The organism is Pantoea jilinensis (assembly GCF_019104105.1).
GTDB lineage: Bacteria > Pseudomonadota > Gammaproteobacteria > Enterobacterales > Enterobacteriaceae > Pantoea > Pantoea eucalypti.
This window is the reverse complement of record NZ_CP077746.1, coordinates 1505505-1519711: the sequence shown is the minus strand read 5'-3', so window position 1 is coordinate 1519711 and position 14207 is coordinate 1505505. Positions and strand designations below refer to the sequence as shown.

General features: G+C 53.5%; 15 protein-coding genes. 11 read left to right on the top strand and 4 right to left on the bottom strand.

Features of this window, described 5'->3' with window-relative positions:
* The first annotated feature begins 185 nt into the window (after window positions 1-185).
* The 8 genes from KTJ90_RS07000 to KTJ90_RS06965 are packed head-to-tail and all read left to right on the top strand — an operon-like array spanning window position 186 to window position 7895.
* Window positions 186-1160, top strand: a complete 975-nt coding sequence (locus KTJ90_RS07000; protein ID WP_105099010.1) for a PDR/VanB family oxidoreductase — start codon at window positions 186-188, stop codon at window positions 1158-1160.
* A gap of 20 nt (window positions 1161-1180) precedes the next feature.
* Entirely contained in the window at window positions 1181-2461 is a 1281-nt protein-coding gene (locus tag KTJ90_RS06995; RefSeq protein WP_140033263.1) for an amidohydrolase family protein, read from the top strand.
* Window positions 2451-2912, top strand: coding sequence for a RidA family protein (locus KTJ90_RS06990; RefSeq protein ID WP_008926002.1), 462 nt, complete (start codon window positions 2451-2453; stop codon window positions 2910-2912). Before KTJ90_RS06995 ends, KTJ90_RS06990 begins: the two co-directional genes overlap by 11 nt.
* A 29-nt stretch (window positions 2913-2941) precedes the next feature.
* Entirely contained in the window at window positions 2942-3823 is an 882-nt protein-coding gene (locus KTJ90_RS06985) for a creatininase family protein (protein WP_004571368.1), read from the top strand.
* Window positions 3824-3836: 13 nt separating this feature from the next.
* Complete coding sequence (locus KTJ90_RS06980; protein WP_140033262.1) at window positions 3837-4820, top strand: ABC transporter substrate-binding protein; 984 nt, start codon at window positions 3837-3839, stop codon at window positions 4818-4820.
* Entirely contained in the window at window positions 4817-5644 is an 828-nt protein-coding gene (locus KTJ90_RS06975; RefSeq protein WP_004571366.1) for an ABC transporter ATP-binding protein, read from the top strand. The genes KTJ90_RS06980 and KTJ90_RS06975 overlap by 4 nt, the downstream gene beginning before the upstream one ends.
* A 4-nt stretch (window positions 5645-5648) precedes the next feature.
* Complete coding sequence (locus KTJ90_RS06970) at window positions 5649-6464, top strand: ABC transporter permease (protein WP_004571365.1); 816 nt, start codon at window positions 5649-5651, stop codon at window positions 6462-6464.
* A gap of 27 nt (window positions 6465-6491) precedes the next feature.
* The gene (locus KTJ90_RS06965; RefSeq protein ID WP_182629515.1) at window positions 6492-7895 is read left to right on the top strand and encodes an FAD-binding oxidoreductase; all 1404 of its coding nucleotides are present in this window, start codon (window positions 6492-6494) and stop codon (window positions 7893-7895) included.
* A gap of 75 nt (window positions 7896-7970) precedes the next feature.
* Here the strand turns inward: KTJ90_RS06965 and KTJ90_RS06960 are convergent, their stop codons facing one another.
* The 3 genes from KTJ90_RS06960 to KTJ90_RS06950 all read right to left on the bottom strand — a co-directional run bounded on the left by KTJ90_RS06960 (window position 7971) and on the right by KTJ90_RS06950 (window position 10036).
* The gene (locus KTJ90_RS06960; RefSeq protein ID WP_499026059.1) at window positions 7971-8504 is read right to left on the bottom strand and encodes a fimbria/pilus periplasmic chaperone; all 534 of its coding nucleotides are present in this window, start codon (window positions 8502-8504) and stop codon (window positions 7971-7973) included.
* A 160-nt stretch (window positions 8505-8664) separates the two neighbouring features.
* The gene (locus KTJ90_RS06955) at window positions 8665-9075 is read right to left on the bottom strand and encodes a fimbrial protein (protein WP_499026058.1); all 411 of its coding nucleotides are present in this window, start codon (window positions 9073-9075) and stop codon (window positions 8665-8667) included.
* Between the two features lie 688 nt (window positions 9076-9763).
* Entirely contained in the window at window positions 9764-10036 is a 273-nt protein-coding gene (locus tag KTJ90_RS06950) for a hypothetical protein (RefSeq protein WP_499026057.1), read from the bottom strand.
* Between the two features lie 443 nt (window positions 10037-10479).
* Here KTJ90_RS06950 and KTJ90_RS06945 point away from each other — a divergent pair, with 443 nt between their 5' ends.
* Entirely contained in the window at window positions 10480-12390 is a 1911-nt protein-coding gene (locus tag KTJ90_RS06945) for a methyl-accepting chemotaxis protein (RefSeq protein ID WP_499026056.1), read from the top strand.
* Between the two features lie 434 nt (window positions 12391-12824).
* Here KTJ90_RS06945 and KTJ90_RS06940 read toward each other — a convergent pair whose 3' ends face one another.
* Entirely contained in the window at window positions 12825-13085 is a 261-nt protein-coding gene (locus KTJ90_RS06940; RefSeq protein ID WP_004571361.1) for a hypothetical protein, read from the bottom strand.
* 200 nt (window positions 13086-13285) lie between these two features.
* On the opposite strand from KTJ90_RS06940, the gene KTJ90_RS06935 reads away from it, so the two are divergent.
* Together KTJ90_RS06935 and KTJ90_RS06930 are read left to right on the top strand one after the other, a co-directional pair.
* The gene (locus KTJ90_RS06935; RefSeq protein ID WP_255348850.1) at window positions 13286-13420 is read left to right on the top strand and encodes a hypothetical protein; all 135 of its coding nucleotides are present in this window, start codon (window positions 13286-13288) and stop codon (window positions 13418-13420) included.
* A gap of 80 nt (window positions 13421-13500) precedes the next feature.
* Window positions 13501-14199 carry an RluA family pseudouridine synthase gene (locus KTJ90_RS06930; RefSeq protein ID WP_033762058.1) on the top strand — a complete coding sequence of 233 codons (699 nt, stop codon included), beginning with the start codon at window positions 13501-13503 and terminating at the stop codon, window positions 14197-14199.
* Window positions 14200-14207: the final 8 nt, after the last annotated feature.

Sequence of the window (14207 nt, the reverse complement as noted above, 5' to 3'; positions counted from 1 at the left end):
GGATGTGCGAATCAAAGCGCTGGACGCAACAGCTTTACAACAATAACGTAGCTTTCATTGCAATGGGAACAATCGTTTCATCGACATTACATCCCGCCGCGGGCTATTCCAGGCGGATGGCAGCAGGTTATGCGGTGAACAGGTTACCCTGGTTTATGAATGACTCATCAAAATGAATACGGTAAATGACGATGAATGATGCCGGATTAATTCCTGTCACGATCAAGGCGATCGGCGAAAATGGTAAAGGAAATATTTCACTGCAACTTATTGCGCAGGACGGTGGATTATTACCGCCCTGGTTACCCGGTGCGCACATTGACCTTTTCATTCCTGAAATTGGCCCGCGCCAGTATTCTCTCTGCAACGAAAATCACAGCGGGGAATATTATGAAATCTGCGTAAAACTGGCAGACAACGCGACCGGCGGGTCGCACTTTATTCATCATCATTTCAGTGCTAACGACACACTCAATATCTCGATGCCACGTAACCATTTCCCTCTGCCAGCCGCCGGGCGCTATCTGTTATTTGCCGGAGGAATTGGCATTACGCCACTGCTGGCGATGGCGGAACAGATTTCTCGGCAAGGCATTGAATTTGAACTGCACTACTACATTTCGGGCCTGGATAAAGCGGCGTATATACCGCGTCTCACAGCACCTTCACTGGCAAAAAATCTCTTTTTACATGACAGCAGCGCAAACGATTCCCTGCGGCACACGACGCCGCTGAGCCTGTGTCAGCCGGATGCCAATACGCAGGTGATGGCCTGTGGCCCGGATGGGTTTATTAAGCGCCTTGAAGAGATTATGTACACGCATCACTGGCATAAGAATCAATTATCTTTTGAGCGATTCAGCAATAACACTATAAACAAAAATAACGCCAACTCTGAATTTCACATTGAGCTGAAATCCAGCGGAAAACGTTATTTAGTTGGTTCAGACCAAAGCATTGCAGAAGTCTTATTGAGTGCCAGAGTCGATATTATGCTGTCGTGCGAACAGGGTATTTGCGGCTCATGCATTACGGATGTCATCGACGGTATTCCCGATCACCGCGACTGCGTGCTGACAGAAGAAGAGAAAGCGGAGAACACTCAGATTACGCTGTGCTGTTCGCGCGCTAAGAGTCCTGTTCTGGTCCTGGACCTGTAATGCCAACGCGGAGCCTCAATATGAACTTTCCTTCTTTTGCCTCACCGTTAAACGGCATTGCCAACGTTCGCCTTCCCGCCTGGCTGCTTCCTGCCGGGTGGCCTGAGGAGGCAGGTGAACCGGTGACGGCAGATCTGCGCGTTGAGGCAGGCAAAATAACTTCCATGACGCCTTTTCAGCCCGACCAGAATGATTTGTGGGACGCACAGGGCATGCTGGCGCTGCCAGGTCTGCTCGAACCTCATGCGCATCTTGATAAAACCTTCACCATTGGTCGCAGCCGTCCCCTAAAACCCGGTCTGCTGGCCGCGATTGAAACCCTGCATGAGGATCGCCGGCACTGGACCACGGCAGATCTTCATCAGCGTGCCCGACAGGGAATGGCATGGGCCGCCGCCAACGGCGTAACCCGCCTGCGCACCCATATTGACTGGTTCGATGCCACGCCGCCGCTGGCCTGGACGGCACTGGCCACTATCACACAACCCGGCGTCATGCTGGAACGGGTGGCGCTGGTCCCGCTGACTCTTTTTGCCGACAGCGAGGCCGCTGACCGCATCGCCGCTGCGGTGGCGCAAAGCGGGAACCACTGCCTGCTGGGTGGATTTATCCACTCATCCAACTGGGATCCGGCCGCCATGACCAACCTGATGCGCAGTGCCTCGCGCTGGCAACTGAATCTGGATTTGCATATCGATGAAGAGCTCTCGCCGGTGGCACACGGCCTGAGCTGGCTGGCGCATTACCTGTCAGAAAATAGATTCAGCGGCCATATCTGTTGCAGCCACGGCTGCGCGCTGGCCTCCGGCAGTGAACATCAGGCAGTGGAGGTCCTGCGTTTGCTGGCGGAGCAGCGCGTCACGCTGATTGCACTGCCGATGACCAACCTGCTGTTGCAGGATGCCGTCACCGGCCGCACGCCACGACAGCGCGGCATAACGCTGCTGAAAGAGGCGCAGGCGGCAGGCGTTCCGGTGCTGCTCGGTTGCGATAACGTGCAGGACGCTTTTTGTCCGGCCGGCAGCTACGACCCGCTGGATACGCTGGCCTGTGCCCTGTTCGCACTGCAGCTGGATAACGTTTTTGACTGGCAGTCGCGACTGATCTGCGATGTCACCGCGCTGAGCGGTGATGCACCGCCCGGCCTGCCACTCGCACCTGGCAGCGATGCCACGCTGATTCTCTTTCCAGGCAGCGACAGCCTGACCTGGCCTTTAAACAGCGCAGCCCGGCTGGTTTTCCACCATGGCAGGCTTGCCCACCAACGTACCTGGAATCCGGAGTTATCCCATGAGTCTTGAAGCGGGTGCGGGTAAACCGCTCGCCAACTATGCCGCGTGGCGCCGCGCGGGCGATTTTGTTTTTCTCTCGGGCGTGATTCCGGTTAATCCGCAGAGCGGGACCATCGTGCGCGGCTTTCAGGATATCCCCGCCGAAGCACGCCTGCTGTTGGGTGAAACCGGCGAATTCTCGACTGATATCAAACAGGGGCCGATCCTCGCCCAGAGCTGGTATGTGCTCGAAAGTATCCGCCACATCATTGAAGACGCCGGCGGGCAGATGAGTGATGTGATCAAGCTGGTGCAGTACTTTCGCAATCTTGATCATTTCCCCTATTACAGCCGGGTCAGAAAGCTTTTTTATCCCGGTCAACCGCCGGTTTCTACCGTGGTTCAGGTCAGCGAAATGCTGCCCTGCGCCGACGTGCTGATTGAAGTGGAAGCCACCGCCTGGTTACCCCAGTCCCGCTAACCCTGACAAGTCCGAACACGAGGCAGAGCATGATTAACGGCTATATTCCCGCAGAACGTTTTCTCCCTTTTCTGAGCTGGACAGCTATCGCTGCTCTGCCCGACAAGGCTAACACCGTGATTGTCTTACCGACCGGCGCCATCGAACAGCATGGCCCGCATCTGCCGTGTTCGGTGGACAGCGTGATTTCCTCCGGCGTCGCGGGTCACGCACTGGCGCGGCTTCCGGAAGAGATTCCGGCCTTCGCGATTCCGCCCATTACTTACGGCAAGTCGGACGAGCATCTGAACTTCCCCGGCACGCTGACCCTGACCGGCGACACGCTGTTGCAGACGGTGCTGGAAATTGCCGAATCGCTCTACCGCGCCGGGTTCCGCAAACTGCTGATGATCAATGGGCACGGCGGACAGCCGCAGGTGCTGCAAATGGCCTCGCGGGAAATGCGCCTGCGTCACGGGGACATGATCATGATCCCGCACGACGTGTTCCGCGTGCCTAACGTGGAAAATCAGTTCCTGAGTGCGCAGGAGCAGAAAATGGCGATGCATGCCGGTCACAGCGAAACGGCAGTAATGCTGGCTCTGGCACCGGAATGCGTTCACATGGAGCACGCAGTCGCCAATTATCCGCCGGCGTTTCCCTGTCCGACGCTGTCATCTGGCCGCCCTGTCGCCGCCTGGGCTTCTTATGATTTTGGTCCGAGCGGCGTAATCGGCGATCCGATTGGCGCAACCGCCGAACAGGGGCACGCGATCCTCGATTCGCTGGCGGCAAGCTGGGCGCAGGCGATCACGGAGATCCACCTGATGGAATGGACAGTCCGCAGCGAACCCACCTGGGGTAAACACCACTGGAACGGCTTTGTGCAAACCCGCTTCACTCCTCCTTCGTCTTCTCTGGCCTCTGAATAAAGGAATTCTCAAGATGAAACTACGGCGTTCACCCACTTACACCCTGCTGGCTCTGCTGCTGAGCGGCGTTTCGGCCAGTTCAATGGCGGAAGAGAAATTCACGTTCCTGACCAACTGGTACGCGCAGGCGGAGCATGGCGGATTTTACGAGGCGCAGGCTAAAGGGTTGTACAAAACCGCCGGTCTGGATGTCAGCATTAAAATGGGCGGCCCGCAGGTTAACGTGATGCAACTGATGGCCGCTGGTCAGGCGGACTGTACGCTCGGCGACAATGGCCAGGCGCTGGAAACCTGGCAGGCTGGCGTGCATGCGGTGACCGTGGCGACGGTGTTCCAGCATTCGCCGACGGTGTTTATCAGCCACGATAAAGTCGGGGCCGGCGAGCAACTGAAAGACAAAACCTTTTTGCTGGCGACCGAGGCGTATACCTCTTTCTGGCCCTGGGCGAAAAGTGAACTGGGGCTGGGTAACGCCAAAGTCCGGCCCTACACCTTCAGCGTGCAGCCGTTTCTTGCGGACAATAATCTGGTACAGCAGGGTTATGTGACTTCCGAGCCGTTCTCAATCGAGAAAGGTGGCAAACCGTTCTATGTCTACATGCTTAGCGACTGGGGATATCCGCCTTACGGCAACTCCATTATCTGCATGGCCGACACTGTCAAAAAACGCCCGGCAGCCGTGGCGGCGTTCGTGAAAGCCTCCATGCAGGGCTGGAAGGAATATCTGCAGGACCCCGCCGCGGGCAACGCGCTCATTACCCAGGCTAACCCGCGTATGGGCGCCGACCAGATTGCCTTTGGCATTGCGCAGATGAAGAAGTATGCGCTGGTGACAGGTGGCGACGCGCAAACCGGCGGTATCGGCATCATCACTGAACCTCGTCTGAAAAAGACCTGGGAGATGCTGGTCAAAAATAAACTCATCGACGCGGATAAAGTGCCGTTTGCGCAGACCTATACCCTCGACATGATTAAAGACGCGAAGGTTATGCCATGAATTCAGCCCCGAAACTCACCGTGATGAGCGATGTCCGCTCAGTTATTTCTCCAACCGTTCCGGCTATCGAGGTGTTGTCGGCGGAGAAAATTTACAGCAACGGCACCCGCGCGCTTCTGCCGGTCAATCTGACCATTAATCAGGGCGAATTTGTCACGCTGCTCGGCCCGTCGGGCTGCGGCAAAAGTACGCTGTTAAAAATGGTTGCCGGTCTGGTGGAACCCAGCGACGGCAAGCTGATGCTGTGGCGCCGCGAAAGTCGTGAAAAAGCGCAGGTTCCGCTCTCTTTCGTGTTTCAGGAAGCCACGCTGATGCCGTGGAGTAATGTGCAGAACAACGTGCGTTTGCCGCTGGATCTGGCAGGCGTACCCCGCGCTGAAGCCAATACCCGCGTCAGTGAAGCGCTGGAACTGGTGGGGCTTGGCAAATTTGCCAACGTCCTGCCTCGCGAACTGTCAGGCGGCATGCAGATGCGCGTGTCGATTGCCCGCGGCCTGGTCACGCGCCCGAAGCTGCTGCTGATGGATGAACCGTTCGGCGCGCTCGACGAAATCACCCGCAACAAACTCGACAGCGACCTTCTGCGCCTGTGGCGGGAACAGGGACTGACGGTCGTGTTCGTCACTCACTCGATCCACGAAGCGGTGTTCCTGTCGCAGCGGGTGATCATGATGGCCGCGCGTCCGGGGCGCGTGGTGGAAGATATCGCCATCAACGAACCTTTTCCGCGCAGCGAAGATTTCCGCGTCAGTCCGGCATTTTCACGCTATGCGAAGCAGTTGCAGGACAGCCTGCTGCAAGCCAGCCAATCGGGTATGGAGTAACGGTATGAAAACGCAAAATGCTTCTCCGTGGATCAACAACCCCACGTTTCGCAAAGTGCTCTATCCGGCGGTAGTCGCCGTGGTGGTCATTTTGCTATGGCAAGGCTGGGTGAGCTATTTCAACATCCCTCAGTTTCTGGTGCCGTCACCGGTGGTGATGCTGCAAAGCCTGTGGACACATTGCGGTTCGCTGATGACGTCGCTGCTGTTCACCCTGAAAATCACCCTGATTTCATTTTTACTGTCGATTGTCATCGGTGCAGTCGTGGCGTTCGTACTGGTACAGAACCGCTTTATTGAAACCGCGCTGTTTCCCTACATCGTGTTCCTGCAGGTGACGCCGATCGTCGCCATCGCGCCGTTGATCATCATCTGGGTCAAAGACACCACATTGTCGCTGGTGGTGTGTTCAACGCTGATGGCGGTGTTCCCGATTATTTCCAATACCACACAGGGGCTTCGCAGCGTATCGCCGGGGCTGCTGAGCTATTTTCAGCTGAATCACGCCAGCCGTCTGCAAATCCTCATTCGCCTGCGCATTCCCTCCGCTCTGCCCTATTTCTTCGGCGCACTGCGCATTTCCAGCGGTCTGTCACTGATTGGTGCGGTGGTGGCTGAGTTTGTGGCCGGCACCGGCGGCAATAATACCGGCCTGGCCTACCAGATATTGCAGGCTGGCTATCAGTTGGACATCCCGCTGATGTTTGCCGCTCTGCTGCTTATTTCACTCACCGGCATTGCACTCTTTGGCGCGATGTCCTGGATTTCCCGACGCGTGCTGAGTGCCTGGCATGAAAGCGAAGCCGTGCAATCTCATTAACCTCATTCATCTTTAGGCAGGAAGATTATGGACAGTGAACAACGTCAACAGGCGCTCGCCCTGATTCTGCAGGCGCTGCCTGATCTGGACTGGACTTTACAGGCGCCGAAGGTCAAACGCCTTTCCCGTGATTTTCACTGGTTCAGCCCGGTGCTTAAGCGGCAACTGGAAGACAAACAGGCCGATGCCGTGGTCAGGCCGCGCAGCGAAGAAGAGCTGAGATTACTGGTGAAAGCCTGTGTTCAGCATCAGTTGCCGCTGATCCTGCGCGGCGGCGCGACCGGCAACTACGGCCAGCTGGTGCCACTGGAGGGCGGCATTCTGGTCGATATGACCGGATTCAATCAGGTATGTGAACTGGGCAACGGCGTGGTACGGGCGCAGGCTGGGATCCGACTGGCGGAGATTGAAACCCTGACCCGGCCAACAGGATGGGAACTGCGCTGCATGCCTTCCACCTACCGGCTCGCCAGTCTGGGCGGCCTTTACGGCGGCGGATTTGGCGGTATCGGCTCCATTAACTACGGCCCACTCGGCGCGCCCGGCAATGTGCTCAGCGTAAAAGTCATGACGATGGAAGCCGAACCACGCATTCTGCAGGTGCCCGCGCCACAGGCATTGCTGCTGCATCATGCCTATGGCAGCAACGGTATTGTGCTTGAGGTGGCGCTGGCACTGGCACCGGTCCATCAGTGGATTGAGAGGCTGGACGTGTTTGATGATTTCACCGATGCGCTGGATTATGCCAATGCCTTTGCCCGTTCGCCGGGGCTGGCAAAACGCCAGCTCGCGCTGTTCGCCGCGCCAATCCCCTCTTATTTCAGTCACCTGAACGGACGCTATCAGGCCAGCCAGCATGCGGTAATCAGTGTGATCGCGCAGGAAAGCGAAGGATTTTGCGCGCATCTGCTGGAAAAATACCGCGGTCAGAGCGCCCTGCGCCAGCCGGCCGACGAAGCGCGTGAGGCTAACGCGTCGCTGATGGAGTATTGCTGGAACCACACCACGCTGCACGCACTTAAAGTTGACAGCTCTCTGACATATTTACAGACAGCGTTTAATCACACCTGTTATCGTCAGCAGATTATCGATATGGCAGCGTTGTTCGGTGATGAGGTTATTTCGCATATTGAATTCCTGCGTGACAATGATGGCAATATTACCGCAAGCGGTTTGCAACTTGTGCGTTATTCAACCGAAGAAAGACTGAATGAAATAATGACAACCTTCCGTGACAATGACGTAAAAATAAATAACCCACATGTTTATCATATTGAGGATGGTAAACAGGGAGAAATTAAACCTGACGTCGTTTCTGTTAAGAAGTGTCTTGATCCTGAAGGATTACTTAACCCCGGCAAGCTCAGAGGCTGGGCGGAACGCGACAACCTCGTATTAGATAAAGACCCTCTGTTATTAATCATTAAATAATAATAAGCCTCCCCACTTCAGGTGACAGAAACAGAGGCGGGGCGGCGATTGCCTGTGTGTGCCCTTAAATAAAAGTTACCGGCAGTTTTTCTGCCGGGCAGCTCTATTACTTTTTGACAGGATGGCACTAATGAGAAATAACCTATTCAGCGTTACGCTGAAGTTGAGCGCTATTGGTGTCGGATTTTCAATTCGCACCTGTCCACCAGCGCGATGAAATTTCAACTCAGCAGGTGCTTTCTCGATCGCGGGTGTGAGTCCTGCCGGGCGGAGAAATAATTTGATCCGTGTGACGACTGCCAGCATGAGCATGTTTTTCCCTTCCATTTTCTTTTTATCCACGGAAGGAATGGCTTTGGTATTGAAGTAATAAAGTGTTTCACGGTCGGGCGCAGCTGGCGCGCCAACATACATCAGACGAAGGGTGTTCTCATTACACGGCCCACTGACATACAGCGGCGGGGTAACAACAAAATCCTGACTTTTTTGGTCATCCGACTGTTCAACCCAGGACTGCACCAGAAAACTGCTGTCTTCAGATGTATTGCGCACAGACATACTGACCTGCTTCTGGTCTGCCGGATAAATAATGCGGGTGCCTCCCAGCATTATTCCGCCTGCACTTGTCAGAGAAGGCAGCAGACACGCAGTGGAGATAAAGAGGGTAAATAAGGTGTTTCGTAACATATGGCCCGGCATCGTTCGTTCCTCTGATAACAGTAAGGCGTGTGTCCGCGATAAGGGTGTCGCGGACACTGTGACGTTACGGTTACTGATAGTTCACCGTGAAGTTGACAGAACTGTTTGCCGCACCCGCAGTGACACCCGTTTCAGCGGTTGCCACATACGTTGCCGTGAATGGAATTTCGTTTTCACCCACAAGGATGTTGCTGGCTTCAGTGCTGGCAGTACCATTAACATGCACAGCCTTATTCGCCTGCATAATCTGAATACCGACGTTTTTGGCTGGCTGCTGACCCGCATCATTTGCTGTCACCTGCAGCGTGGTGGCGTCTACTGTTGGACCCGTGAAGGTGATGGATGCTTTGGTGTAGTTTTTCTTCTCCGCAGGTGCGCCTGCCTGAGGGGATAAATCACAGCCAATCAGCTTGATGCTGAAAGGCACGGCAGAACCGGTTGATCCTTTTTTGGGTAACTGCTTCGTCGCAATCTGTCCCAACGGAACATTCTGACCATTCGTTGAGAGAACTGAATAGCGCGCTTTGCGCTAACAATCAGATTGATTTGTGCCGTACCTCAATGACGGCAATTATTATCAGACAGGCGGCGACTCGCAATATTCAGCTATAAAAATTGCGTTTATAGACTTTTATTCCATGGAATAACTAACGTACAAAATACTGAAAATTTTATTTCTGTATGCCTGAGCCGATTAGGGATGGAACTAAAGAATGGAGGGGGAATGTAGGATAACGTTCAGACCATACTGAATTTTTAGTGAGATCACTAATTTTATTAGTCGATAACTGAATACGGTCTGAGATAAAAATCAGCGTAATTTTTCGGTGACACCTGACTAACCTTAATGTGATTTAAATTTTAAACAAACTAATCACTGTCACATCAATCTGAAGGCATGAATAATATCTGTAAGAATGTTTAGCAGAGTGGTTTGGAAAGGGGAATCTGCGTAAATACGGAGTCATTCAGGATGAAGATGATCGCCTGACAGATAATGAAGATTCTCGACGGACGTGGGTGTTCATTCTTTGTTCCAGCGAGACAACCCCACCATATTAAGAGACGCTGGCGGGTTAACGCCTGGCACAGCTTCCTGTGATAATGCTGTGCCCGATAGCGTCAGGGCGTCGGCCGACTGTTTTTTGAAGAACTGCGGAGAATCAGGATTATTTTTTACGCCAGAAAAGAAAGGCAGCCAGTGCTGTGAGCACGCCAATCAACGGCATTGTTCCCGCGCCGGCCAGAAATTTATGCCGATCAATGGCATTCTCTTTTCTGATATCTGCAAAGCGCGCAGCGGCCTGCTTTTCATCAGGAGCACGCACTTCTTCAGCCTCTTTTATAAACCCCCGGACAAGCAACTCGCTGGCGCGGTTCATATTTGACCTTGCCAGAGCAATGGTCTGTTTTCCCTGCGTGTAGAAACAGTAATCTGGCATATTTTGTGCTCACTATTCAGAACCGGATTTCTACTTTATAGGATAGTGCGCGTGGCAAATAGCATTGCTCATGAATAAAGCTGTTTATATCTGACTGCTTAATCAAAACATTAGCAAAATCCTGCATTTTCCCTTTGTAAACCGTTATCGCTTTTGATCCATACTTTCATAAAATAATTTTGATCAGGATCAAATAAATACAATTCAAATCCATATAATTATAAATTTTTATTTTATTAATCAGAAGCTTGCAATCATGCCTGAAATTATTAGAAGGCAAATAATTTCAACATTAACAATAAAAAGCCAACTCATTAGCCCCTCATGCAATTATAAATAAAATTAAAGGTTATTTTCACCCTGACGATATAAAGATAATCTTTGGCATTATTTAACTTTTTTTCCTTTTCTTCTGCTTCTGAACCTCATTAAAGGTGAACCTCATGGGTCTTTCTCAACGTATCTCTGATATTAAAATCGGAAAAAAACTGGGTGCCGGCTTTATCGTCCTTATCGCTGCCTCCCTTGCCATTACCTTTATGGCTTTTGACTGTTTTCGCAGTATCAAAGACAACTCTGCCCGGCGCTCAATTACCGTGGAAATGGTTAACACCTTAGGCAAAGCACGTCTTAACCGTACCCTCTACCAGTACACCAAAGATCCCAAATTTGCGTCACAGAACGTTCAGGCCCTGAAGGATCTAGAAGCGCTTTATAAACGGCTGGATGGATTCAAATGGGATGAGATTGGTCAGCAGAAAGTCACCCTGATGGGACAGCTGCTCAACGACTATAAGAACCAGCGTGAGAAATTCGTGGCATCCGCGGAAACGACCTCCGCCGCTCTCAATGCGATTAAACCCGGTGCCCTGATCGGTTTTGCACATCAGTTTGAATCGCTCGATATGGCTCAGTCACCGGATGCGGCCCTTCCCGTCATGCATCTGGCTGCCGCACTGTTTGATGCCGCCAATGTTGAAAAAGCGTTTCTGGATAAACCCACAGAGACCAGCAGAGATGCGGTCCTGGAAGAATACACTGCGATTAATACGCTGAGTGAGCAGCTGGACATTTTTGCTCAGCCCACCATTAGTAATGGCACGCGAAACTTACTTAACACGCTTGCGCAGCAGCGCCAGGCTTTAACGCGCTATATCGATGCTTCAGAGAAAGAAAAAGGCGAATCTGCGAGCCTGACTGCTGCTGCTGAACGGCTCAATGCGGCAGTCTCTGATACCTTTGCGTTCCAGTCTCAGCTTTCTGCAGAGTTCATTAAACAGGCGGAGTGGCGTATTGCGTTTGCCGCGCTGATTTGTGCCATTCTGAGCCTGCTGATTGCCTGGCGGATCACCCGCAGCATTACGCAGCCCCTGAAAGAGACACTGAATGCCGCGCAGCGTATCGCCAGCGGTGATTTAACAACCTCGCTGAAAACCACGCGTGGCGATGAGTTGGGTCAGTTGATGCAGGCGGTAGATGCAATGAACATCAGCCTGCAGAACATCATCACCAACGTGCGCGATGGCGTCAGCAGCGTGGCGCGCGCTTCGGCAGAAATTGCCGCAGGCAACACCGACCTGTCATCGCGCACTGAACAGCAGTCTGCCGCCGTGGTTCAGACGGCTGCCAGTATGGAAGAGCTCTCCTCGACGGTGAAACAGAATGCGGAGAATGCCCACCATGCAAGTCAGCTGGCGACCGATGCGTCGGTGAATGCCGGACGCGGTGGTGAGATTATCCGTGATGTTATCGTCACCATGGACAGCATCAGCCAGAGTTCAGGGAAAATTGGCGAAATCATTCACGTCATCAACAGCATCTCTTTCCAGACTAACATCCTGGCACTCAACGCTGCCGTGGAAGCGGCACGCGCCGGTGAACAGGGGCGCGGGTTTGCGGTGGTTGCGGGTGAAGTGAGAAATCTGGCCCAGCGCAGCTCGCTGGCCGCTAAAGAGATTGAAACGCTGATTCGCGAGTCACTTGACCGGGTGCAGGATGGCTCTGCGTTTGTTGAACGCGCCGGCACCACGATGAATGACATCGTTCGCTCAGTCAGTCAGGTTAAAGACATTATGGGTGAGATTGCTGCCGCATCTGACGAGCAAAACCGCGGCATTTCTCAGATTGCCACGGCCATGGCCGAAATGGATACCACCACGCAACAGAACGCCGCGCTGGTTGAAGAGTCTTCCGCTGCAGCCAGCTCTCTGGAGTCGCAGGCAGATGAACTGGAAAAAACAGTGGCTGTGTTCCGTCTCTCTGCCGTGCAAACCCGGACTCCGGTCCTGACGCCACGTTTAGTGCCTGCTGTGCCTGTGGCGGCATCCGCAGACGCCAGCTGGGAGAGTTTTTAACCCGTAGCAACGCGTCAATCTGTCCTGCACGTTAATTCAGCCAGCCTTGTCACAACGAGGCTGGCTGAAATAGTCATTATCTTCAGACAACAAGACAGTCGATAAACAGAAAGCCTACAGCAACGGCCGCCGCAGGCACGACGTGAAGATGTTGAATATGATGGCAGCGATACAATCTGGCTGGACGGCGGGTGCGATGTGTCTCTCGCCTGATTTGTATCAGGCTGGCGGTTTGCAGGCAGAAAGGGATCTGGCAGATTGTAGTAGAAAGGGATAACGTCGCGATCACAGGTGCAGTTTTTGAGGGCAGGAGAAGTGTCGTCCCTGACATTATCTCCGGCCGGTATACGCTCTCGCGCAACCGTTGAGGTCGTCCGCTTCGTCGTTTTCCGGCCGGAGCCGGACTACGTCCACTGGCGTCAGTTCTATCGGGGCTAGTTCAGCTCTTCGTTCAGGCCTGCAAGCGTTCGCAGGTACGGCACCTGCTGCTGGGCAACCGCTGGTGACGTAAAACTACTCAGCCAGTTTCTGGCTTTGTCGATTTTCTCCAGTCGATCAGCGTTGCTTTCAGATTTCGCCATCAAACCCAGCTGAGTAAAAAGTGATGCGATACTGATTTCTTTCTCACCCAGGGCAAGGCTTAGTGCCGCTTCGCCAATAATGACGTGGCCTTTCTCGTCGTTTTGAATTAACACAGAAAATCCTCCATTTGGTACGAATTGATGACAACCTCACCAGAGACTGTAGTCGTTAAAGCGAGACTTGCCCGAATAAATCACTAAAAATCGTGCAAGTTGCTGTTCAAATGTACTAAAAGTTTTTTTCCGGATTGTTCTGTTTGTCTCTGTCACCGTTCCTGCCAGACTGACTGCCCTTATCAGCACTGGATGCAGCCATGAAACTTTCTGTTCTTCTCACGTTGTTAGCCGCGACGGTATGCTCAGTATTTGTTGCTCAGGCGGGGTTCGGAACGCATCAGGCCAGCCAGTCGCTCGCCACACAAAGCGGTGAAACCATTACGGGAGAATAAAGACCCGGTGAAGTCTGCCGTCGTCGTCAGTGACCGGGCAATAGGTTATGATCTCCGGCCCTTTGTCTGCCGGTTGCACCATGTCTGCCATTATCGATACGTTTATCGCCCCACCCTGCTTTGATGAGATCACATTTCTCTTTCAGGATGCACATCTGCTGGTGATCAACAAACCTGGCGGATTGCTGAGCCTGTCAGGTAAAAATCCGCAAAATCTTGATTCGGTGCATCACCGGCTGGTCAGCCTTTTCCCTGGCTGCACGCTGGTGCATCGGCTCGACTTCGGCACATCCGGCCTGATGGTTGTTGCACGAAACAAGGCGATTAACGCCGCCCTCTGCCAGCAGTTCAGCCAGCGTAGCGTGAGCAAAACCTACCAGGCCCTGCTGTGCGGCCATCTGTCCGATGATGAGGGAGTCATTGATGCTGCCATCGCGAAAGATCCGGCGTTGTTTCCCCGGATGACGATATGCGCCATCAGGGGCAAACCCGCGCGGTCACGCTACCGGGTCACTGAACGCGGTTATTATCAGGGAAGTGAGGGAGACGCGTTGCCGGTCACGCGGGTTGAGCTGACGCCCGAAACCGGACGCACCCACCAGCTTCGTATTCACTGTCAGCAGCGGGGGCACCCGATTCTGGGCTGTGATCTTTACGGTGGGCTGTTGATGCCGGGCGCCCAACAGGCAGAAAGGCTGATGCTGCACGCCAGTGGGCTGACGTTTGTTCATCCTGTCAGCGGCGAGGTAATGCAACTCTCTGCCGCCAGCCCGTTCTGAATGGGTCA